The 22,387-nt window shown below is 61.0% G+C and carries 22 protein-coding genes; 2 read left to right on the forward strand and 20 right to left on the reverse strand.

Annotated elements, in window-relative coordinates; translation table 11 throughout:
• Positions 1-339: 339 nt before the first annotated feature.
• The 13 genes from ACA047_RS21140 to ACA047_RS21200 all read right to left on the reverse strand — a co-directional run bounded on the left by ACA047_RS21140 (position 340) and on the right by ACA047_RS21200 (position 10,476).
• Complete coding sequence (locus tag ACA047_RS21140; RefSeq protein WP_497352622.1) at positions 340-1,134, reverse strand: TatD family hydrolase; 795 nt, start codon at positions 1,132-1,134, stop codon at positions 340-342.
• Between the two features lie 10 nt (positions 1,135-1,144).
• Positions 1,145-1,501 carry a PilZ domain-containing protein gene (locus tag ACA047_RS21145; RefSeq protein ID WP_497352624.1) on the reverse strand — a complete coding sequence of 119 codons (357 nt, stop codon included), beginning with the start codon at positions 1,499-1,501 and terminating at the stop codon, positions 1,145-1,147.
• Between the two features lie 28 nt (positions 1,502-1,529).
• A complete protein-coding gene (locus ACA047_RS21150) occupies positions 1,530-2,516 on the reverse strand; it encodes a DNA polymerase III subunit delta' (RefSeq protein ID WP_497352626.1) in 987 nt (328 codons plus the stop codon).
• Positions 2,509-3,141 (reverse strand): dTMP kinase, encoded by a 633-nt coding sequence (gene tmk, locus ACA047_RS21155; protein WP_497352628.1) that lies wholly within the window; start codon positions 3,139-3,141, stop codon positions 2,509-2,511. Before tmk ends, ACA047_RS21150 begins: the two co-directional genes overlap by 8 nt.
• Before the next feature lie 19 nt (positions 3,142-3,160).
• Positions 3,161-4,318 carry an endolytic transglycosylase MltG gene (gene mltG, locus ACA047_RS21160; RefSeq protein WP_497352630.1) on the reverse strand — a complete coding sequence of 386 codons (1,158 nt, stop codon included), beginning with the start codon at positions 4,316-4,318 and terminating at the stop codon, positions 3,161-3,163.
• Between the two features lie 3 nt (positions 4,319-4,321).
• Complete coding sequence (gene pabC, locus ACA047_RS21165) at positions 4,322-5,137, reverse strand: aminodeoxychorismate lyase (protein ID WP_497352632.1); 816 nt, start codon at positions 5,135-5,137, stop codon at positions 4,322-4,324.
• Positions 5,137-6,381 (reverse strand): beta-ketoacyl-ACP synthase II, encoded by a 1,245-nt coding sequence (fabF, locus tag ACA047_RS21170; protein WP_497352634.1) that lies wholly within the window; start codon positions 6,379-6,381, stop codon positions 5,137-5,139. Before fabF ends, pabC begins: the two co-directional genes overlap by 1 nt.
• Before the next feature lie 108 nt (positions 6,382-6,489).
• On the reverse strand, positions 6,490-6,726 hold the full coding sequence (acpP, locus tag ACA047_RS21175) for an acyl carrier protein (protein ID WP_003442511.1): 237 nt from the start codon (positions 6,724-6,726) through the stop codon (positions 6,490-6,492).
• A gap of 190 nt (positions 6,727-6,916) precedes the next feature.
• The gene (fabG, locus tag ACA047_RS21180; RefSeq protein ID WP_497352636.1) at positions 6,917-7,660 is read right to left on the reverse strand and encodes a 3-oxoacyl-ACP reductase FabG; all 744 of its coding nucleotides are present in this window, start codon (positions 7,658-7,660) and stop codon (positions 6,917-6,919) included.
• A gap of 15 nt (positions 7,661-7,675) precedes the next feature.
• The gene (gene fabD / locus ACA047_RS21185; RefSeq protein ID WP_497352638.1) at positions 7,676-8,614 is read right to left on the reverse strand and encodes an ACP S-malonyltransferase; all 939 of its coding nucleotides are present in this window, start codon (positions 8,612-8,614) and stop codon (positions 7,676-7,678) included.
• Between the two features lie 124 nt (positions 8,615-8,738).
• Positions 8,739-9,749: a phosphate acyltransferase PlsX gene (plsX, locus tag ACA047_RS21190; protein WP_497352640.1), complete on the reverse strand. Its 1,011-nt coding sequence runs from the start codon at positions 9,747-9,749 to the stop codon at positions 8,739-8,741.
• Positions 9,750-9,752: 3 nt separating this feature from the next.
• Complete coding sequence (rpmF, locus tag ACA047_RS21195) at positions 9,753-9,935, reverse strand: 50S ribosomal protein L32 (protein ID WP_003179396.1); 183 nt, start codon at positions 9,933-9,935, stop codon at positions 9,753-9,755.
• A gap of 13 nt (positions 9,936-9,948) precedes the next feature.
• Positions 9,949-10,476 carry a YceD family protein gene (locus tag ACA047_RS21200; protein ID WP_497352642.1) on the reverse strand — a complete coding sequence of 176 codons (528 nt, stop codon included), beginning with the start codon at positions 10,474-10,476 and terminating at the stop codon, positions 9,949-9,951.
• Between the two features lie 104 nt (positions 10,477-10,580).
• Here ACA047_RS21200 and ACA047_RS21205 point away from each other — a divergent pair, with 104 nt between their 5' ends.
• Positions 10,581-11,159, forward strand: a complete 579-nt coding sequence (locus ACA047_RS21205) for a Maf family protein (protein WP_497352644.1) — start codon at positions 10,581-10,583, stop codon at positions 11,157-11,159.
• A 64-nt stretch (positions 11,160-11,223) separates the two neighbouring features.
• On the opposite strand, the gene sppA is transcribed toward ACA047_RS21205, so the two are convergent.
• From sppA to rluC, 3 genes are read right to left on the reverse strand one after another with little or no spacing between them, the layout of a single operon-like run.
• Complete coding sequence (gene sppA / locus ACA047_RS21210) at positions 11,224-12,213, reverse strand: signal peptide peptidase SppA (protein ID WP_497352646.1); 990 nt, start codon at positions 12,211-12,213, stop codon at positions 11,224-11,226.
• A 20-nt stretch (positions 12,214-12,233) separates the two neighbouring features.
• The gene (locus tag ACA047_RS21215) at positions 12,234-12,896 is read right to left on the reverse strand and encodes an HAD-IA family hydrolase (RefSeq protein WP_497352648.1); all 663 of its coding nucleotides are present in this window, start codon (positions 12,894-12,896) and stop codon (positions 12,234-12,236) included.
• Positions 12,886-13,842, reverse strand: a complete 957-nt coding sequence (rluC, locus tag ACA047_RS21220) for a 23S rRNA pseudouridine(955/2504/2580) synthase RluC (protein WP_497352650.1) — start codon at positions 13,840-13,842, stop codon at positions 12,886-12,888. The genes ACA047_RS21215 and rluC overlap by 11 nt, the downstream gene beginning before the upstream one ends.
• A 698-nt stretch (positions 13,843-14,540) precedes the next feature.
• On the opposite strand from rluC, the gene rne reads away from it, so the two are divergent.
• Positions 14,541-17,744 (forward strand): ribonuclease E, encoded by a 3,204-nt coding sequence (gene rne / locus ACA047_RS21225; RefSeq protein ID WP_497352652.1) that lies wholly within the window; start codon positions 14,541-14,543, stop codon positions 17,742-17,744.
• A 163-nt stretch (positions 17,745-17,907) separates the two neighbouring features.
• Here rne and ACA047_RS21230 read toward each other — a convergent pair whose 3' ends face one another.
• The 4 genes from ACA047_RS21230 to ACA047_RS21245 are packed head-to-tail and all read right to left on the reverse strand — an operon-like array spanning position 17,908 to position 22,272.
• Entirely contained in the window at positions 17,908-18,498 is a 591-nt protein-coding gene (locus tag ACA047_RS21230) for a nucleotidyltransferase family protein (protein WP_497352654.1), read from the reverse strand.
• Between the two features lie 20 nt (positions 18,499-18,518).
• On the reverse strand, positions 18,519-19,490 hold the full coding sequence (locus tag ACA047_RS21235) for an XdhC family protein (RefSeq protein WP_497352656.1): 972 nt from the start codon (positions 19,488-19,490) through the stop codon (positions 18,519-18,521).
• Positions 19,491-19,501: 11 nt separating this feature from the next.
• Positions 19,502-21,805, reverse strand: coding sequence for a xanthine dehydrogenase family protein molybdopterin-binding subunit (locus ACA047_RS21240; RefSeq protein ID WP_497352658.1), 2,304 nt, complete (start codon positions 21,803-21,805; stop codon positions 19,502-19,504).
• Positions 21,802-22,272, reverse strand: coding sequence for a (2Fe-2S)-binding protein (locus tag ACA047_RS21245; protein ID WP_497352660.1), 471 nt, complete (start codon positions 22,270-22,272; stop codon positions 21,802-21,804). Before ACA047_RS21245 ends, ACA047_RS21240 begins: the two co-directional genes overlap by 4 nt.
• Between the last annotated feature and the right edge of the window lie 115 nt (positions 22,273-22,387).

Consider the following 22,387-nt stretch of genomic DNA (forward strand, 5'->3'; position numbering starts at 1 on the left):
TAACTTACGCAAAAATGCACGGATCATCCGCTCTCGGCCACAGTTCTTAACAAAACCATGCAAACCGGGCTTCCCGTTTTTCGCACCACCATGCCGCCCTGGCAGGCTTTGGCGACAGTGAGAACTTATCCGAAGCGGGTGTATTCCAAATCTGTTTAAAAAACCACCTTGGCCAAACTGGACGCGTCGCGATACTGATCAATACTTGAACTGTCGGGGCGACATCTCCCCCAAGTGACGCGCCGATAAAGGTACCAACGGACCGCGTGCCTTTGTTTTACTCCTAATGGTCTTAACCCGGATTCACCCCCCAGAACCCGGGTTTTTTTTGCCTGAATTTCAGGCTTGCGCCGCACGGGCATGGGCCAACGGAAACAGTCGCTTGAAATTCGCCGTCGTCTGACTGGCGAATCGCTCGTAGGACTCGCCGCGCAACATCGCCAGAAACTCCGCCACTTCCCGTACGTATTGCGGAAGGTTCGGCTTGCCGCGATAGGGAATCGGTGCCAGGTACGGCGAGTCGGTTTCCACCAGCAGGCGATCAGCCGGCACTTTACTGGCCACCTCGCGCAGGGCATCGGCATTGCGGAACGTGACAATCCCGGACAAGGAAATGTAATAACCCATGTCCAGGGCAGCCTTGGCCATGTCCCAGTCTTCGGTGAAGCAATGCAGCACACCGGCCTGGGGAAGCGCAGCGTCACGCAGCAAGGCCAGGGTGTCGGCCCGGGCGCCCCGGGTGTGGATGATCACCGGCTTGCCAGTCTGCTGCGCGGCCTCCAAGTGCAGGCGGAACGAGGCCTGCTGCACTTCGGCCGCTTCCGGTTCGTAGTGATAGTCCAGACCGGTTTCGCCAATGGCGACGACCCGTGGGTGGTCGAGCTCACGCAGCAGCCAGTCGAGGGCCGGCGCGGCATCGGGCTGGACATCCAGCGGGTGGATACCGACCGAACAATCGACATCCTCATAACGTTCGGCCAGGGCCTTGACGTCGGCGGCGTTGTCGGCGCTGACGCCGATGCACAGGAAGTGTCCGACACCCCGTTGACGGGCAGCGTCCAGCGCAGCATCCAGGGAGCCGCCATGGGCAGCAAGGTCGAGACGGTCGAGGTGGCAATGGGAATCTACAAGCATATAAGGCGGGCTACATCGTATGGGTGGGACGGTCGGACTTCAGGGATCCGGCCAGGTGAGTTTCGATCTGATTGCGGGCCGAGTTATCGCCATCGCTGAACTGCACGCCAACCCCGGCGGCTCGGTTGCCCTGGGCACCTTTGGGGGTCATCCAGATCACCTTGCCGGCGACCGGGATCTTTTCCGGCTCATCCATCAAGCTCAACAACATGAACACCTCATCACCCAAGCGATAATTCTTGTTGGTGGGGATGAACAAGCCGCCATTCTTGATAAAGGGCATGTAGGCGGCGTAAAGCACTGACTTGTCCTTGATGGTCAGGGACAGGATACCGTTGCGTGGCCCGGGACTGACAGGTTCGTTCATGCTGATCTCCGCTGCGATTGAGCTCAGTCTAGTTACGACCAGGCAAACTCGCCCACTGCACCAACAGCGCCTCGAGCAGCAGCACCCGATTGAGGTTCGCCTTGCCCAGCACCTTCTGACGTTGGGCAAGAATCCAGTCCTGAATGTTCAAGATTTTGTCCTGGCTGCTTTTTTGCGCCAGGTACTGGATCACTTTGCGCATGTCCGCCAGCCCCAGGCCAGCCTCGTCCTCGGTGAGCTGGTAACGCAGGATCAGGCTCGACCAGTCGCAGAACCAGTCAAACAGCAACAGCAACGGGATGGCATTCCAACCTTCAGCCAACTGCGTGGGGGATTGTTGCTGCTTGAGCAATTTCTTCACGCCGTCCACCACCAACGCCCGCTGCTCACGCACGCCCTGGGCCTGGAGGCTGACAGCCGCCAGGGGCGAGCCGGCGGCAAGGGTCAGCAACTCGACACGTTCTTCATCGGTGCTGTCAGGCAAAGCCTGGGCCAGCCACTGCAAACTTATCGCCTCGCTCGGCAGCGGGCAGGCCTGCTGCACGCAACGGCTCTTGACGGTCGGCAACAAGCGGCTGGGCTGATGGCTGACCAGCAACAGCACGGTATCGCCGGAAGGTTCTTCGAGGCTTTTGAGCAAAGCGTTGGCGGCATTGATATTCATCGACTCGACCGGCTCGATCAACACCACTTTGCGCCCGCCCATCTGTGCGGTCTGGACCACGAAACTGACCAGATCACGCACTTGGTCGACCTTGATCGCCTTGTCTGCCTCTTCCGGCTCCAGCACGTAATTGTCGGGATGACTGCCGGCCTTGAGCAGCAGGCATGATTTGCACTCACCGCACGCGTTCGAGGCACTCGGGCGCTGGCACAGCAGGCTGGCCATCAAGCGCTCGGCCAGCGCCCGCTTGCCGATCCCGACCGGGCCATGCAGCAAATACGCATGGGCATGTTGGGCGCGACCGGCCAATTGCTGCCAGAGACCGTCCTGCCAAGGATAGGCCTCAGCCACGGGCACGCTCCAGCAAACGCGGCAACAAGCCATCCAGCGACTGCTGGACCTGCGCCAGCGGCTGAGCCGCATCGATCAGCAGGTAACGCGCCGGATCGGCCTTGGCGCGATTCAGGAAGGCATTGCGTACCGCATTGAAGAAGGCCTGGCCTTCCAGCTCAAAACGATCCAGCCGGCCACGGGCGCTGGCGCGGGCCAGGCCGATTTCCACCGGCAGATCGAAGACCAGGGTCAGGTCTGGCCGCAGGTCGCCCTGGACGAAGGTTTCCAGCGCGGTGATGCGCTCCAGGGACAAGCCCCGGCCACCGCCCTGATAGGCATAGGTTGAATCGGTAAAACGATCGCAGAGCACCACCGCCCCACGGGCCAGCGCCGGGCGAATCACCTCGGCCAGGTGCTGCGCCCGGGCAGCGAACACCAACAACAGCTCGGTGTCAGGGTTCATGACTTCGTCGACCGGCGCCAGCAGCACCTCGCGAATTCGTTCGGCCAACGGCGTACCACCTGGCTCACGGGTCAACACCACCTCGATACCGGCGGCCCGCAGGCGTTCGGCCAGGTATTCGCGGTTGGTGCTCTTGCCGGCGCCTTCGGGGCCTTCCAGCGTAATAAACAAGCCAGTCACGGGCGATCCTTAATCAAAGTCATTGCGAGCTCGGCTCGCCGGCATTCGGTTCGGGAGCAGGTTGCTGTGGAGCTGCTTGGGGTACGGTTTCGGGTGCCGTATCGGGCGATGCAGCGGGACTCGGCGTCGGCTCGTCTGGCGTAGCCGGGGCCGGACTTGAGCGGTAATCGGCGCGACGTTTGAGCTGGTATTCGCGCACCGCGTTGTTGTGCGCCTCCAGGTCATCGGAAAACACGTGGCTGCCATCGCCGCGTGCCACAAAGTAAAGGCTGTTACCCGACGCCGGGTTCAACGCCGCATGAATCGCCTCGCGTCCCACCATCGCAATCGGCGTCGGCGGCAAACCCGGGATCAGGTACGTGTTATACGGATTTTCTTCTTTGAGATGGGCGCGGGTGAGTTTGCCAGTGTAGCGCTCGCCCAGGCCGTAGATGACAGTAGGGTCGGTCTGCAGCAGCATGCCCTGGCGCATGCGGCGCACGAAGACGCCGGCGATCTGCCCGCGCTCCTGTGGCACGCCGGTTTCCTTTTCAATCAGGGACGCCATGATCAGCGCCTGATAGGGCTGGGTGTAAGGCACATCGGCAGCACGCTGTGCCCACTCTTTGGCAAGCACGTCTTCCAACCGGTCGTAGGCTTTTTTCAGCAGGTCGGCGTCCGAGGTACCGCGCACGAAGCGATAGGTGTCCGGGAAGAACCGGCCTTCGGGGAATACCCCGGAATGGCCAAGCCGGTCCATCACCTCACTGTCGCTCAGGCCGGCCAGGGACTGCTGGAGTTTTTCATCCTTGGCCAACGCTGCGCGGACCTGACGGAAATTCCAGCCTTCCACCAGCGTCACGCTGTACTGCACCACTTCACCGCGCTTCCAGACACCGATCAGGTTTTCCATCGTCATACCCGGCACCATCCGGTACTCACCGGAGTGCAGCGGCTGGTCGGCAAGATTGAAGCGCCAATAGATCCGCAGCCAGAACGCGTCCTTGATCAGGCCATCGGCTTCGAGGCGCTTGAGGGTTCCGGTCGGGGTGGTCCCGTTGGGCACGTCCAGCATTTCTTCCTGGGTGATGTTCAGCGGCTGTTGCAGCGCCGAATGAATCTTCCAGGCCGAAGCGCCCAACAACAGCCCTGCCAGAACCAGTCCGGTTTCCAGCAGCAGCAAGAATTTACGTCTCACGAATCAAACATCCAATAGCGCGCGGGCAAGGGTCTGCAGTTTACGGGTGAGCGGCCCAACCGACCAGCGCGCCGAAGCGTATTCATGTACCGGCCACACACCATAAACGCTGTTGCAGATGAAGACTTCGTCAGCTTGGTGCAACTGCTCAAGGCGGATGTCGGTGATTTGCGTGGCGATGCCTTGAGACTCGGCTTGAAACAATAATTCTGCACGCATCACGCCGGCCACGCCGCAACGGCTCAAATCCGCCGTGATCAACACGCCATCGCGCACCAGGAACAGGTTGCTGAATACGCCTTCAATCACCCGTCCGGACATGTCCAGCATCAAGCCTTCGGCGTACCCCGCATCGGTCCATTCCGCCCGGGCCATCACTTGTTCAAGTCGATTGAGATGCTTGAGGCCGGCGAGCAAGGGTTGCTCGGACAAGCGCGTGGTGCAAGGAAACAGGCGAACGCCGTGCTCGGCATGCGCAGCAGGATAAGCGGCCGGCGGGTTCCCTTGCAGGATGCGCCGAGCCTGGGCCGAGGGATCAGCGGCATAACCGCGCAGACTGTCGCCACGCGTCACGATCAGCTTCAACACGCCTTCACCCAGGCATTGCGCGTAGGTGCTCAGCTCAGCGCTCAACTCGGTCATGTCGACCTTGAGCGACAACCGCTGGCAACCCAGCCCCAGGCGTTGCAGATGACGCTCCAGCAGCACGGGCTCGCCTTCGCGCACAGCGATGGTTTCAAACAATCCATCGCCGTAAGCCAGGCCGCGATCTTTGAGCGACAGAACGTCGACTGGCTGACCGTCGACCCAGCTTTCCATCAACCGGCGAACCGGCGGAACACCAGCGAGCCGTTGGTCCCGCCAAAACCGAAGGAGTTGGACAACACCACATCGATGTCCATGCTACGGGCCGTGTGCGGCACGAAGTCCAGGTCGCAGCCTTCATCCGGCTCATCGAGGTTAATGGTCGGCGGCGCCACCTGGCTGTTGATCGCCAGGACGCTGAAAATCGCCTCCACCGCACCCGCGGCGCCCAGCAAGTGACCGGTCATGGACTTGGTCGAGCTGACAGCCAGGTTGTAAGCGTGCTCGCCGAACACGGTCTTGATCGCCTGGGCTTCGGCAAGATCGCCGGTCGGGGTCGAGGTGCCATGGGCGTTGATATACTGCACCTGGTCGCCGTTGATTTTCGCGTCGCGCAAGGCATTGGCGATGCAACGGGCAGCACCGGCGCCATCGGCCGGTGGCGATGTCATGTGGTACGCATCACCGCTGGTACCAAAGCCAATCAGCTCGGCATAGATGGTCGCGCCGCGCGCCTTGGCGTGCTCCAGCTCTTCAAGGACCAACGCACCGGCACCGTCGGACAGCACGAAGCCATCGCGACCCTTGTCCCACGGCCGGCTCGCGCGGGCCGGCTCGTCGTTGCGGGTCGACAGCGCACGGGACGCACCGAAGCCGCCCATGCCCAAGCCGCAAGCCGCCATCTCGGCGCCACCGGCAATCATCACGTCGGCTTCGTCGTACATGATGTTACGCGCGGCCATGCCGATACAGTGGGTGCCCGTGGTGCACGCCGTGGCAATGGCGTAGTTAGGTCCCTGGGCACCCAGATGGATGGACAGGAAACCAGAAATCATATTGATGATCGAGCCTGGCACAAAGAACGGAGAAATCCGTCGCGGACCCGACTCGTGCAGCGTGCGGCTGGTTTCTTCGATATTGGTCAAACCGCCAATACCCGAACCCATGGCCACGCCGATACGCTCACGGTTGGCGTCGGTGACTTCCAGACCGGCGTTACGCACCGCCTGGAAACCGGCTGCCAAGCCGTATTGAATAAACAGGTCAAGCTTGCGAGCTTCCTTGACCGACAGGTATTCCTCGACATTGAAGCCCTTTACCGAGCCGCCAAAACGGGTGGAATAGGCAGAAAGGTCGGTGTGTTCGATCAGACCAATGCCACTGCGGCCAGCCAGAATGCCCTGCCAACTGCTCGGCACATCCGTGCCCAGTGGCGACAACATACCCATACCGGTGACTACGACGCGTCTACGCGACACAGCACTCTCCTTTTTCTAATGACGACTTTGCATCAGGCCTAAAGAAAAAACCGCACGCCGTGATGGCAGTGCGGTTTTTCCATGACAGCTAGCGACGACTAAAAACGATTACGCCTGATGGTTGGTAACGTAGTCGATAGCAGCTTGTACAGTAGTGATCTTCTCAGCTTCTTCGTCAGGGATTTCGGTCTCGAATTCCTCTTCCAGAGCCATCACCAGCTCAACGGTGTCAAGGGAGTCGGCACCCAGGTCTTCAACGAAGGAAGCGGTGTTCACAACTTCTTCTTCTTTAACGCCCAGTTGCTCGGCAACGATTTTCTTGACGCGCTCTTCGATGGTGCTCATACCTTGTTTTCACTCCTAATGGACAAATTCAGGCAGCTGGCCAGTGGGTAAGTGTATAGAAGAACTTTTCGGTTTTTCAACCGAAAGCTTCACTCCTCAAACCCTGCGGCCGCCGTCTATAAATTAATTGCAGCTTTATAACGGATTTTAGACAGCTCGTATGACATTTTTTTGAAGCGATCCGTCACATTTAACTCATGTACATCCCGCCGTTAACCGGGATTGTAGCCCCGGTCACGTATGCCGCACCGTCCGACGCAAGAAAAGCGACCACGGACGCGATTTCTTGAGCTTGCCCCAGACGACCCAGCGGAATCTGTGTCAACAACGCTTCGCGCTGCGCATCTGGCAGTTCACGGGTCATGTCGGTGTCGATGAAACCCGGTGCTACCGAGTTTACCGTAATCGACCGCGAACCCACTTCACGAGCCAGTGCACGGCTGAAACCTTCCAGACCGGCCTTCGCCGCAGCATAGTTTACTTGGCCTGCGTTGCCCATGGCACCCACAACCGAGCCAATACTGATAATTCGACCCCAACGAGCCTTGGTCATGCCACGCAGAACGCCCTTGGACAGCCGGTACAGGCTGTTCAGGTTGGTATCGATGACATCGAACCATTCATCATCTTTCATGCGCATCATCAGGTTATCGCGGGTGATGCCGGCATTATTGACCAGGATCGCCGGCGCACCGAACTGTTCCTGAATACTTGCCAACACCGCCGCAACGGATTCGTCACGGGTGACGTTCAGTTCAAGGCCGGTGCCTTGAATGCCGTTTTCCTTCAGGGTCGCGGCGATACGCTCGGCGCCCGAAGCGGAAGTCGCGGTGCCGACAACGATGGCGCCTTGACGACCCAGTTCCAGGGCAATGGCCTGGCCGATGCCACGGCTTGCGCCGGTCACCAGTGCAACTTTACCTTGCAGACTCATGCAAGCTTCTCCTGTTCAGGCCTGCGCTGCACGGGCGGCAGCGAAAGCGTCTGGGGTGTTGAGATTGGAAGTCGACACGCCTTCGGCGCAGCGTTTGTTCAGACCGGCCAGCACCTTGCCAGGGCCGCACTCGACCAGTTCGGTCGCGCCCTTGGCTGCCAGGGTCTGTACCGATTCGACCCAGCGAACCGGCTTGTAGAGTTGTTCCAGCAGATCACGCTTAAGAGTCTCGAGATCCGGCGCCACACTGGCACTGACATTCTGCACCACAGGAATCTGCGGCGCCTGCCAATCGATGGCCGCGATGGACTCGGCAAAGCGCTCAGCGGCCGGGCGCATCAGCTCGCAGTGCGACGGCACGCTGACTGGCAGCGGCATCGCGCGCTTGGCGCCGCGAGCCTTGCAACCTTCGATGGCGCGCTCCACCGCCGCCTTGGCACCAGCAATGACTACCTGGCCCGGCGAGTTGAAGTTCACCGCACTGACCACATCGCCCTGCGCCGCTTCAGCACAGGCTGCCAGTACGTCGGCATCTTCCAGGCCGAGGATCGCGGCCATGCCGCCCTGCCCGGCCGGAACGGCCTCTTGCATCAACTGGCCACGACGCTCCACCAGTTTCACCGCATCGCCCAGGCTCAGGCTGCCAGCCGCCACCAGGGCGCTGTATTCGCCCAGGCTATGACCGGCAACGAACGCCGGGCGCGCACCACCTTCGGCCAGCCACAGGCGCCAGAGCGCGATCGAGGCAGTCAGGATAGCCGGTTGGGTTTTATCGGTTTGATTGAGTTGCTCTTGCGGCCCTTGCTGGGTCAGTGCCCACAAGTCGTAGCCGAGTGCATCGGAAGCTTCTTTGAATGTGTCCAGGACCAGCGGGTATTGCGCGCCCAGCTCGGCCAGCATGCCGAGGGACTGCGAGCCCTGTCCTGGAAAGACGAATGCGAGGGAAGCAGACATGAAAACAAAGCCCCTAATGATCTTGCCGTCAAAAATTGACGCCCCTGGGGGCGCAAGGAAACTGACAGTTGGATGGCGGGTTGAACCGACCGGTCACATTGTAAGCATTGTCGGACGAAAACGCCTAAGTTAACAAATCCTCAAGGCGACCATGAAGGCGCTCGGGCAAGTTCCCCTGGATCTCGATCACCGCCCGATTAATCGCGCTCTGGAAGCCTTGCACACCCGCCGAACCATGACTCTTGATCACAATGCCCTGCAGCCCGAGGAAACTTGCCCCGTTGTGCCGCGCCGGCGCCAGATCCGCCTGCAGCCGACGCATCAACGGCAGCGCCAGGGCCCCGACCATCCGCGAAACGAGGCTCTGCTTGAACAATGTCTCGATCCGCTCGCCGATCATGGTTGCCAGGCCTTCGCTGGACTTGAGCAGGATATTGCCGACAAAGCCGTCACACACCACCACATCCGCCTCACCCCGGTACAAACCGTCGCCCTCGACGAAACCGATGTAGTTGATGCCCCGCGCACCCTGCAACAAGGTGGCCGCCAGCTTGACCTGCTGGTTACCCTTGATGTCTTCGGTGCCGATGTTCAGCAGCGCCACGCGAGGGCGCACGATGCCCAGGGTCTCAGCCGCCACCGAACCCATCACCGCAAACTGCAGCAAATGCTCGGCGCTGCAATCGACATTGGCGCCCAGATCGAGCAATTGGCAAAAACCGCGCTGGGTCGGGATCGCCGCCACCATCGCCGGCCGGTCGATACCTGGCAAAGTCTTGAGCACGTAGCGTGACAACGCCATCAGCGCACCGGTATTACCCGCACTGACACACGCCTGGACCTTGCCGTCGCGCAGCAGCTCGAGGGCCACCCGCATCGAGGCATCGGGCTTGCCACGCAGGGCCTGGGCCGGCTTTTCGTCCATGGCAATGACCTCGGACGCAGGCGCAATGGTCAGGCGCGCGCGATCCACAGCCGATTGGCCGCTGAGCATTTCTTCTAGAAGGGAAGGTTGACCGACAAGGGTCAGGTGCAGCGAGGGCGTAGCATTCAGACAAGCAAGACTGGCCTGAACAATGCTGCGGGGACCGAAGTCCCCGCCCATTGCGTCAATCGCGATGACTTGAGCGGACAAGGATTACTCGTCAGCGCCCTTGTCGATCACTTTGCGACCACGGTATACGCCTTCTGGCGATACGTGGTGACGCAGGTGAACTTCACCGGTGGTTTTTTCTACAGACAGGGTGCTAGCCTCGAGAGCGTCGTGCGAACGGCGCATGTCGCGGGCAGAGCGGGATTTTTTGTTCTGCTGAACAGCCATAATTGATTAACTCCTAAACGTTTGGGTCACGCTTTAACTGCGCCAATACACTGAACGGGTTGGACCGCGTTACCTCGTCCTCGCTCGGTTCGGGCTCATTTGCTCCCGCCGGCTGCTGGCATTCTTCCGGATGATGAGCAGGCACAATGGGCAAGGCGAGCAGAAGCTCCTCCTCGATCAGTGACTGCAGATCCAATGGATCTTCGCCCAGTTCCAGCACGTCATAACCTTTCGGCAACGACTGGGTATTCGCACCCTCCTTCACCACGGCGTAACTGCATTCGCTGTGGATCGGCAGGGTGACCAGCTCAAGACAACGCTGGCAAATCATTTTGACTTCAGTGTCGATAAAACTGTGGATTACCACAGATTTACGTTCATCTCGCTCAAAAACGAATTTGGCCTGGACCGTACCGACGTCGTCGGAAAGCGGGTCGCAGAGTCTCTTCAAATCGGCCAGCAGCAGTTCACCTTTAAGGGTGGTGCCACGGTCAGCCAATTTGCGCGGGTCAACGTGAGGTGGAATCGGGTCATTCAACATAGGCGCAGCATTATAGGGATGCACCCGGCCATGTCAAAGGAAATTCAGCCCTGTCCGTCACTTGCGCGCCCCGCTAGAATTCGGCCAGCCATTTGGAGATGCCCATGCTGCCTTTATTACTTGCCTCAAGCTCAGTCTATCGCCGGGATTTGCTCGCCCGCCTGAGGCTGCCGTTCGTCTGCAGCTCGCCGGACATCGACGAAAGCCACCGCCCTGGCGAGCCCGCCCTTGAACTGGTAAAACGCCTGGCGCGAGAAAAAGCCCTGGCGCTGGCCGACAGCCACCCGGCACACCTGATCATCGGCTCAGACCAGGTGGCCGTACTCGGCGAGCGCATCCTGGGCAAGCCTCACACCTTCGAGAATGCCCGCGAACAACTGCTGGCCGCCAGCGGCGCCAAGGTCACCTTCCTGACCGGCCTGGCGCTGCTCAACAGCCACACCGGTACCTGCCAGGTCGATTGCGTTCCGTTTACCGTCAATATGCGCACGCTGGATCCAGAGCGCGTCGAACGCTATCTGCTGGCCGAGCAACCCTACGATTGCGCCGGCAGTTTCAAGGCTGAGGGGCTTGGCGTGAGCCTGTTCCAGAGCACCGAAGGCCCGGACGCCACCAGCCTGATCGGCCTGCCGTTGATTCGCCTTGTGGATATGTTGCTGGCCGAGGGTGTACGGGTTCCCTGAGCCGAAAAATCACTTGTGGCGAGGGCGCTCCCTCACCACAGCAAACGCTCTCCTGCCAAAATACTCAGCGCAACGACGGCCCCTGGAACCCCATCCACATCGCCAGATGCTCGGCGATGCTCGCGCCCAGCTTCTTCGAGAAGCGATCAAAGGGTGATTCTTCGATGGTGAAGTCGACCAGTTCTTTTTCGCCAATCACATCCCGCGCCACCGAACTGGCACTGCCCAGGCCGTCGATCAGGCCCAGCGGCAAAGCCTGCTCTCCAGACCAGACCAGCCCGGAGAACAACTCCGGATGCTCCTTGTCCTTGAGCCGCTCGCCGCGCCCTTTCTTGACGCTGGCAATGAACTGCTGGTGAGTGGTGTCGAGCACGCCCTGCCAAAATGCAGTTTCTTCAGGCTTTTGCGGCTGGAACGGATCCAGGAACGATTTATGCTCCCCAGAGGTGTACACCCGGCGCTCCACGCCAAGCTTCTCCATCGTCCCGACAAAGCCATAACCGGCCGCCGTCACCCCAATGGAGCCCACCAGGCTCGCCTTGTCGGCATAGATCTGGTCCGCAGCACTGGCAATGTAATAAGCACCGGAAGCCCCGAGATCGGAAATCACCGCGTAAACCTTGATATCCGGATGCAAGGCGCGCAATCGAACGATCTCGTCATAAACGTAACCCGACTGCACAGGGCTGCCGCCCGGACTGTTAATGCGCAGCACTATGCCTTTTACCTTCGAATCCTCGAAAGCAGCCCGCAAGCTACCGACGATATTGTCCGCACTGGCAGGCTCCTTGTCGGCGATCACGCCTTCGATGTCGATCACCGCGGTATACGCCGAACCGCTGACAGCGCTTTTTTCCATATCCATCAGCGGCGTGAACAGCGCCAGCGCGACAAAGAGATAAACAAACGTCAGCAGCTTGAAGAAGATCCCCCAGCGACGGGAGCGACGCTGCTCCTGCACGCCGGCCAGCAAGGTCTTTTCCAACAGTTTCCAGCTTTTATCGTCACCGCTCTCGGCGCTCGCCTTGGCAGGTGCTTTCCATTCGTCGGTCATGCATCAATCCCCAGCAAAACTTAATGGGCTCGCCGGCTCAGCCAGGCGTGCAATTCAGGAAAATGGTCGATAGCCAGTTGCGGTTCGAATGCCCGTAGCGCCTCGATCGTCTGCGCGCCGTAGCTGACGGCCACCGACCCCATGCCGGCATTGCGCGCCATCTGCAGATCGAACGACGAATCCCCCACCATCAGCGCCTGCTCAGGCCGTACGTCGCAGTGGGAAAGGATCTGCTCAAGCATCAGAGGGTGCGGTTTGCTGGCGGTTTCGTCCGCGGCGCGGGTGATGTCGAAATAATCTTCCCAGCCATGAGACTTCAACACCCGATCCAGCCCGCGACGGGCCTTGCCGGTCGCGACAGCCAGGTGATAGCCCTCGGTCCGCAGGGTTTCAAGGGTGGCGGCCACGCCATCGAACAACGGCGAAGGCTCGACCTCCAGCGCAATGTAGTGGTCGGCGTAATGCTGACGGAAAACCACCAGCTCATCGTCGTCGATCGCCGGGTAGAGACTGCGAATCGCTTCCGGCAGCCCGAGGCCGATGATGCCTTTCACCGCAAAGTCGTCACGCCTGGCAAAACCCGTCCGGTCCGAAGCGACATGCATCGCCTCCACGATCCGACCAATGGAATTGGCCAGCGTACCGTCCCAATCAAAGATCAGCAGTTTGTAATCAGGATGCACTCAACCGCTCCACGGTCTTGGCCCACATGTCATCGACTGGGGCCTGCAATTTCAGCTCGCCACCATCGGGCAGCGGTACGGTAAGCATGTAGGCATGGAGAAACAAACGCTTGCCGCCCAAATCGCGAATTTCCTTGGTGAAATCGTCATCACCGTACTTGCTGTCACCGGCGATGCAATGCCCGGCGTGCAGGGTGTGGACGCGAATCTGGTGAGTACGACCAGTCACCGGCTTGGCCTCGACCATGGTGGCAAAGTCGCCGAAACGGCGCAGCACCTTGAAAACCGTCAATGCCTCCTTACCCTCTTCGTTGACTTCAACCATGCGCTCGCCAGAACGCAGGTTGCTCTTGAGCAACGGCGCGCGGACTTGCTTGATAGAGGTATCCCAACGACCGCGCACCAGCGCCATATAGCGTTTGTCGATGCCGTCGCCGCGCAATTGCTCGTGCAAGTGGCGCAGCATGCTGCGCTTCTTGGCGATCATCAACAGGCCAGAGGTGTCGCGATCCAGGCGATGGACCAGCTCCAGCTCCTTGGTGTCGGGACGCAACTGACGAAAGGCTTCGATCACGCCGAAATTCAGGCCGCTGCCGCCGTGAACCGCAATGCCCGCGGGCTTGTTGATCACGATCAGCGCCTTGTCTTCATAGACGATCGAGGCCTCCAGGCGCTGCAACAGACCTTGGGCCAGAGGCACCGGCTCATCGCGCTCGGGCACGCGAACCGGCGGCACGCGCACGATGTCGCCCGCCTGGAGCTTGTACTCGGGCTTGATCCGACCTTTGTTCACCCGCACTTCGCCCTTGCGCAAAATGCGATAAATCAAGGTCTTGGGCACGCCTTTGAGCCGGGCTAGCAGGAAATTATCGATTCGTTGGCCGGCATATTCCGGCGAGACCTCGAGCAGTTGAACGGCAGGGGTCGAAGGGGCAGTAGTTGTCATGGCGGCGATCATAACAATTTTTTATGGAATTGAAGCACTTAATCATTGCTGCTATAGTCGCGAACGCCGCCAAAAGTGGCTGGACAGCGGACTAGCGGTCAAAAACCGGCCCTGACCAACGCAATTCACGAGGACGAGAGGCCGTCCTACGGAGCTTTCGCTACGTAACGGTAGAGTTTGCAGGTGTAACGAGCGCAGGTGACATGAGGCCTGAAATACGCCGCAGAGCAGAGTTTTGACTCGCCTTGCGCGCCACATTCACGGCCAGTTCACAAAGTGCAGTCAGCTGGGAACGACCCCGAGCGAGCGCTTCGGAAACAACGCCTAAATTAGCCATGATGCGTGACCTCCCCTTTCGGAGCTCACGGTAAATGCCAACCCGCTGCGGATTCTGCGCGCGGCAGCACCCGATTATCAGGGATACGTGTAGGGTGGAGATGTACAACCGTCGGACTGTGTAGCACTAGGCTTATATTTAGACGCTTCATCTCGTCCACAGGCGCCGGTTGATTCCTCCTCCTGACTGAGTGCTTGAACAGCCAGCAAGCAGGACGCGTCCGTCGCGACTTCGCCATTATTGGGTCGAACTCGCTGGACACTGGAGTGGCCAACCACTTCCATGACGCACCTGACACCGACCGTGAGAAGTCGTGTGTGCCGAACGCCGTTTCCGGCAGCCCGGAAACCGACGGTACTACATGAAAAGAATGCTGATTAACGCAACTCAACCCGAAGAGTTGCGTGTTGCACTGGTAGATGGCCAGCGCCTCTATGACCTGGATATCGAATCCGGTGCACGCGAGCAGAAGAAGGCCAACATCTATAAAGGCCGGATTACTCGCATCGAACCAAGCCTTGAGGCTGCCTTTGTCGATTTTGGCTCTGAGCGCCACGGCTTCCTGCCCCTCAAAGAAATCTCCCGCGAATACTTCAAGAAAGCCCCTGAAGGCCGCGTCAACATCAAGGACGTCCTGAGCGAAGGCCAGGAAGTCATCGTTCAGGTCGAAAAAGAAGAACGTGGCAACAAGGGCGCAGCCCTGACCACCTTCATCAGCCTGGCCGGCCGTTACCTGGTCCTGATGCCGAACAACCCGCGTGCCGGTGGCATCTCCCGTCGCATCGAAGGCGAAGAGCGCAACGAACTGCGTGAAGCGCTGAACGGCCTGGTTGCCCCGGCTGACATGGGTCTGATCGTGCGCACTGCCGGCCTTGGCCGCAGCAGCGAAGAAATGCAGTGGGACCTCGACTACCTGCTGCAACTGTGGACCGCCATCAAAGAAGCCTCACTGGATCGCTCCGCGCCGTTCCTGATCTATCAGGAAAGCAACGTGATTATCCGCGCCATCCGCGATTACCTGCGCCAGGACATCGGCGAAGTGCTGATCGACAGCGTCGAAGCCCAGGACGAAGCCCTGACCTTCATTCGTCAGGTGATGCCGCAGTACGCCAGCAAGATCAAGCTCTACGAAGACAGCGTTCCACTGTTCAACCGTTTCCAGATCGAAAGCCAGATCGAGACCGCCTTCCAGCGCGTCGTCGAACTGCCGTCCGGCGGCTCCATCGTCATCGATCCGACCGAAGCCCTGGTGTCCATCGACATCAACTCGGCGCGCGCCACCAAAGGCAGCGACATCGAAGAAACCGCCCTGCAGACCAACCTTGAAGCCGCCGAAGAAATCGCCCGTCAGTTGCGCCTGCGCGACATCGGCGGCCTGATCGTCATCGACTTCATCGACATGACCCCGGCCAAGAACCAGCGCGCCGTGGAAGAAAAAGTCCGTGAATGCCTGGAAGCCGACCGCGCTCGCGTACAAGTCGGTCGCATCTCGCGCTTCGGCCTGCTGGAAATGTCCCGTCAGCGCCTGCGTCCGTCCCTGGGCGAAAGCAGCGGCATCGTCTGCCCGCGTTGCAACGGCACCGGCATCATTCGTGACGTCGAGTCGTTGTCCCTGGCGATCCTGCGCCTGATCGAAGAAGAAGCCCTGAAAGATCGCACCGCCGAAGTTCGCGCCCAAGTGCCGATCCCGGTGGCGGCGTTCCTGCTCAACGAAAAACGCAACTCGATCACCAAGATCGAACTGCGCACCCGGGCCCGTATCGTCATTCTGCCGAACGATCACCTCGAGACGCCGCACTTCGAAGTCCAGCGCCTGCGCGACGACAGCCCGGAAGCCCACACCAACCAGTCCAGCTACGAGATCGCCGCTGCCGCTGCCGAAGTGGAAGAAGTCCAGCCGGCTGCCGCCGCCACCCGTACCCTGGTTCGCCAGGAAGCAGCGGTCAAGACCGCTCCGGCCCGTGCCAACGCTCCGGTGCCGACCGAAGAGGCCGCTCCGGTTGCCGCCCCCGCCGTCGTGCCTGAGCCGAGCCTGTTCAAGGGCCTGGTGAAATCGCTGGTCAGCCTGTTCGCCATCAAGGAAGAGCCTGCCGCGCCGGTCGTGGTCGCCAAGCCTGCCGCCGAACGTCCTGCCCGCAACGAAGAACGCCGTAACGGTCGCCAACAGACCCGCAACCGCAACGGTCGTCGTGACGAAGAGCGCAAGCCGCGCGAAGAACGTGCACCGCGTGAAGAACGCGCCCCACGTGAACCGCGTGAAGAGCGCCAGCCTCGTGAAGCCCGTGAGGAAGCACCAGCAGCCGTAGCCCGTGAAGAGCGCGCGCCGCGTGCACCGCGTGAAGAACGCCAGCCGCGTGCTCCCCGCGAAGAGCGCAAGCCACGTGGCGAGCGTGAAGAGCGTGTTCGCGAACTGCGCGAGCCACTGGATGCCGCCCCGGCCGCTGCCGCCATCGCTGAAGAGCGTCCGGCTCGCCAGCCTCGCGAGGAACGCGCACCGCGCGCCCCACGTGAAGAGCGTCAGCCACGTGCCGAGCAGGCAGCCGCCGCTGCCAGCGAAGAAGAAGAAGAAGTGCTGAACACCGAAGAGCAACTGCAGGAAGACGGTCAGGACAACGCCGAAGGCGATCGTCCACGCCGCCGCTCCCGTGGTCAGCGTCGTCGCAGCAACCGTCGTGAACGTCAGCGCGATGCCAACGGCAACGTGATCGAAGGTTCGGAAGAATCCGAATCCGCTGAGAACGCCGAAGCGCCAAGCGCTGCCGACCTGGCCGCCGGCCTGGCCGTCACCGCCGCGGTTGCCAGCAGCTCGATCAGCGCCCCGGCCGAAGCCGAGGCTCACGAGCAGGCCGAACGCGCCACCGCTGTGGTGGAAAACGCGTCGGTTGAAGCACCTGTGGTCGAAGCCACTACCCCGGTAGAAATCGCTGCTGCGCCAGAAGTGGAAGTCGCACCGGCTCGTGAAACCCAGCCTGAAGCCGAAGTTGTCGCCGAGCCTGCACCGGTCGTCGAGCAGCCAGTGGTTGCCGTTGAAGCAGCCGTTGAAGCACCGGTTCAGGAACAGGCACCGGAGCCTGTACGTGAGGAGCAGACCGCGTTCAACTGGCACGCAGAGCCAGCCGCACCGACGCCGGTCGTTGAGCCAGCACCCGAGCCAGAGCCAGTGAAGGCGGTCGAACCAGAAGTGGTTGAGCCTGCTCCAGTGGTCGAGGCGCCGGTGGTTGCCGAAGCACCGGCCCCGGTGGATGAGCCTGCACCTGCCAGCGCTCTGACCCCGAACGGCCGCGCGCCGAACGATCCGCGTGAAGTACGCCGTCGCAAGCGTGAAGCCGAGCGTCTGCAGAAGGAAGCCGAACAAGCTGCCGCTGCTCAAGCACCTGCCGCCGAGCCAGTTCCGGTAGTGGAAGCAGTCGAGGCAGCCCCTGCCCCGGTCGCTGAAACCCCTGCCGAACCCGCCCCGGTTGAATCGGCTCCGGTGATCGACGAACCTCAGCATCACGCTGAAGAAGTTGCGCCGCAACACGCTGAAGCCCTGGAAAAAGAGCACGAGCCTAAACCTCACGCCTGATTCCACCGCCCAGTAAAAAGCCCCGCCTGGTAATGCCAGGCGGGGCTTTTTTATGCCTTCAGACTTATTGTGGGAGCCGAGCTTGCTCGCGATGGCGGTGGGTCAGCTTGCATCAATGTTGAATGTCAGACCGACTTCGCGAGCAGGGGGTCTGCGTGGGCTGTTATTTGAAGGTCAGCGCTTCAGGCACATCCACGTCCCACACCACGCCAGGATCGTCCACCGCCACTTCGACCCCATGCGCCCCGGCGAACAATGCCTTGGCACCGCGATCGCCGCTCAGCGCCATTAATTTCGGACCAAACTGACGGCCAAACCCCACGGGATGTCCGTACTCACCCGCAAGAACCGGCACGCTGATGCCATCCTCACGGATCCCCGCCGCCACCCGCTCGATACTCGACGGCAGGATGAACGGCATGTCTCCCAGCACAATCAACCAGCCATCAAGATCTGGACAGGCCCGGACTCCCGCCGCGATGCTGTCACCCAGGCCAGGCGAGTCCAGCGCTACGAAATCGCATCCATAGGCCTGGGCCATGCGAATGGCCTGTGGGCGATCCTCGCGAGTCACCAGCACGCGCTTATCCAGAGAGGCTGGCAAATTCATCAGCACCTGCTCGATCACCGATCGGACGGCGCCGTCACGCCCCGTGCAGTTGGCCAGTAATTTATCCTTGTCCGGGCCTGCAACCTGACGGAAACGGCTACCCGATCCGGCAGCGAGAATGATCACGCCAATCGATTCAGCCATACACCCTCCTTGCCTGCGGCTTACAGCGGCTTTTTCTGACGCAGCTCGACACCATTTTTGATGGCAACGATTTCGGCCAGCAGCGACAAGGCGATTTCCGCCGGAGTATGGCTACCTATGTGCAAGCCGACCGGCCCGTGCAGCCGTTCAATGGCCTGTGCTGACAAGCCTAGCTGAGCCAGGTTATCCCGGCGCTTCTGACTGTTGACCCTAGAACCCAGGGCCCCGACATAAAAAGCCTTGGAGTCCAGGGCTGTCAGCAGCGCCATGTCGTCCAGGCGTGGGTCATGGGTCAGGGCAACAATCGCCGTGCGCTCGTCGGTCTGGATGTTCAACACCGCTTCGTCGGGCATGCCGCAGACGAAGCGACCCTGTTGCTCTTCCCAACCGTAGGCAAATTCCTTGCGCGGATCGCAGATCAGCACTTCGAAGTCCAGCAGCCGGGCCATTTCTGCCACATAGCGCGACAGCTGTCCGGCGCCGATCAACAGCAGCCGCCAGCGTGGGCCGTAAATCGCCCGCAGGACTTGGCCGTCGAACAGCAAGGCGTCAGTTTTACTGGCCGGGGTCAGAGCTACGCTGCCGGTGGCGACGGTCAGCTCACGGGCGACAATCTCATGGGCTTGGCAACGCTCCAGCAATTCGGCGACCCATTGCCAATCGCCAACCCGCTCTTCGGTAAGACGCAGAGTGCCGCCGCACGGCAGACCGAAACGCGCCGCCTCCTCGCGGGTGACGCCGTAGGTGATCAACTGCACCGGCGGCCCGTCCGCCGGGATGCGACCGTCATGCAGCCGGGCGATCAAGTCATCTTCGACGCAACCGCCAGACACCGAGCCAATCACCACACCATCCTCGCGCAAGGCCAGCATCGCTCCCGGAGGCCTTGGCGCCGTGCCCCAGGTTTGGACCACGGTGAACAACACGACTCGCTGCCCGGCGCGGCGCCATTGAAGCACGCTGCGCAGGACGTTCAGATCGACGCTGTCCATCAAATTTTCGCCTATTGCCAGCCTTGCAGTTGATAACGCACCGGCAGGCTACGGATGCGCTTGCCCGTGGCCGCAAAAAGCGCATTGCACAACGCCGGCGCAATCGGCGGCACACCCGGTTCACCGACGCCGCCCAACGGCACCTCACCCGGAGGAGTGACCAAATGCACGGCCACTTCCTTGGGCGCCAGGGACAGGCGTGCCACTTCGTACATGTGGAAATTGTCCTGCTGGACTTTGCCATCCTTGAAGCTGATTTCCCCCACCATCGCATTGCCCAGGCCCATGACGCAGGCGCCTTCGAACTGGGAGCGGATGCGCTCGGGGTTGATCTGCGGGCCACAGTCCACGGCGATATCTGCTTTGTGCACGATCACCGTGCCATCGCCCTTGACCTCCACCTCGATGACAGCCGCCACGTAAGTGACAAAGCTGTAGTGCACCGCCAGCCCCAGACCGCGCCCCTTGGGCAGTTTTCGGCCCCAACCGGCCGCCTTCGCAGCGGTTTCCAGCACGGTGCGGATCCGCGCCGTATCGATGGGATAACGTTCGGGGGATTCGCCGTAGTTCCATTCTTCATTCAACGTCCGCGGATCGATCTTACGATCCGGGCCAAGCAATTTGATCTGGTACTTCAACGGATCCTGACCGGCCTTGTGGGCTAATTCGTCGATGAAACTCTGAATCGCAAAACCGTGGGGAATGTTCGACACCGAGCGATACCAGCCAACCCGGGTATGGGCCACCGCTTCAGGGTTTTCCAGGCGCATGTTGGGAATGGCGTAGGCCATGTTGGTCACGCCCATGCCCACTTCGAACGGCGCCTCGTGGGTCATGCCCGGTGCAAACAGCGCGGTGATGCTCGGGGCTACGGTGCGGTGCAGCCAGCCGGACGGCATGCCATCCTGGTTCAGGCCAGCCTTCAGGTATTCGGCCGACACGGTGTGGAAATACGAGTGATGGATGTCGTCTTCACGGGTCCATTGCACCCGCACCGCCTGGCCTGGAAACTCCTTGGCCAGCACGGCCGCTTCGATGACAAAGTCGGGCTTTGACTTGCGTCCGAAACCACCGCCCAGCAGCGTGATGTTCACCGTGACCTTGTCGAAGGGGATTGCCAGGCGTTCAGCAATGCGTTCACGAGTAACCTGCGGTGCCTGGCTCGGCGCCCAGGCTTCGCACTGGCCATCCTTGAAACGGGCGACGGCGACCATCGGCTCCATAGGCGACTGAGACAAGTGCGGCAGGTAATACGCGGCTTCCAGGGTCGAGTCGGCCTTGGCCAGCGCGTCGTCGATGTCACCGGTGTTGCGTAGGACTTTTCCGGGTTTGAGAGCAGCGGCCTCCAGTTCCTTACGGTAGGCGATGGAGTCATAACCGGCATTCGGGCCATCGTCCCACTCGATTTTCAGCGCTTCGCGGCCCTTGATCGCCGCCCAGGTGTTTTTCGCCACCACTGCCACGCCGCCCAAGGGCTGGAATTCCGAGGGCAGCGGACGCCCTTCGATCTGCACCACCTTAATCACGCCGGGTACTTTCAGCGCCGCACTGCTGTCCACGGACTTGACCTTGCCGCCATAGACCGGCGGGCGAGCAACGACGGCGTAAAGCATGCCGTCCAAATGCACATCGGCACCGTACACCGCACGGCCGTTGACGATGTCTGCGCCATCGATGGCCCGGGTCGCTTCCTTGCCGATGTAGCGAAACGCCGAAGGCTCCTTGAGACGCAGGCTGTCACGGGCTGGCACCGGCAAGGCACTGGCCGCAGCGGCCAACGCGCCGTAACCCAGCTCCCGACCAGACGACTGATGCACGACCTTGTGCAATTGGGCACGGCATTCGCCCACCGGGACGTTCCACTGCGCGGCGGCGGCCTGTTCCAGCATGGTCCGGGCGGCGGCACCGCAACGGCGCATCGGCTCGTACCAGTGGCGCATGCTGCGTGAACCGTCGGTGTCCTGATTGCCGAAGCGCACTTCATCAGCCGGCGCCTGCTGCACCAAAACCCGGGCCCAGTCGGCGTCCAGTTCATCGGCCACCACCATGCCCAGGCTGGTGCGCACGCCCTGGCCCATTTCCGAACGGTTGCAGATCACCGTCACACGGCCATCGGCGGCGATGCTCACGTACACCTTCGGATCGTCGACCGCGCCATGAGGCATGCCCTCGGCGCCGAATTTCTTTTCTTCGGCGAAGGCATCCGGCATGCCCCAACTGGCGGCCAGCACCAGTACACCGGTGGCGCTCGCGCCTTTGAGGAAGCCACGACGGCTGAGGTTGCTCAGCACAAAATCATTGGGTAAGCGGCTCATGCCTTGGCCTCCTTCAAGTGAGTGGAGGCCTGGCGGATCGCGGTCTTGATCCGGTTATAGGTGCCACAGCGGCAGATGTTGCCGACCATGGCTTCTTCGATCTGCTCATCGCTCGGGTCGGGGTTGGTCTTGAGCAATGCGGTGGCGGACATGATCTGCCCGCCCTGGCAGTAACCACACTGTGCCACAGCGGTATCGAGCCAGGCCTGTTGGACGACTTGTCCAACCGGGTCAGCGTGAAGCTCGTCGATGGTGCTGATGTTCTGCCCTTTCACAGAGCCGATTGGCGTGATGCAACTGCGCGCCGGGGCGCCGTCGATGTGGATGGTGCACGCGCCACACAGGCCCATGCCGCAACCGAATTTGGTGCCGTTGTAACCGGCCACATCCCGGATAGCCCACAGCAGAGGCATGTCCTCGGTCACATCCAGTTGATGATTTTTTCCATTGAGTTTCAGGGTAATCATGGGCACGCCCGCATAGTTATCGAGTTATGGGGTCGAGCAATCTGCCGCTTGGGTATCGGTTCGGTTGTCGCAGACTGGCTCAGGCTGATCGGGCTCTCTTGTGCACACACGCGGG

The organism is Pseudomonas sp. LBUM1664 (genome assembly GCF_059695895.1).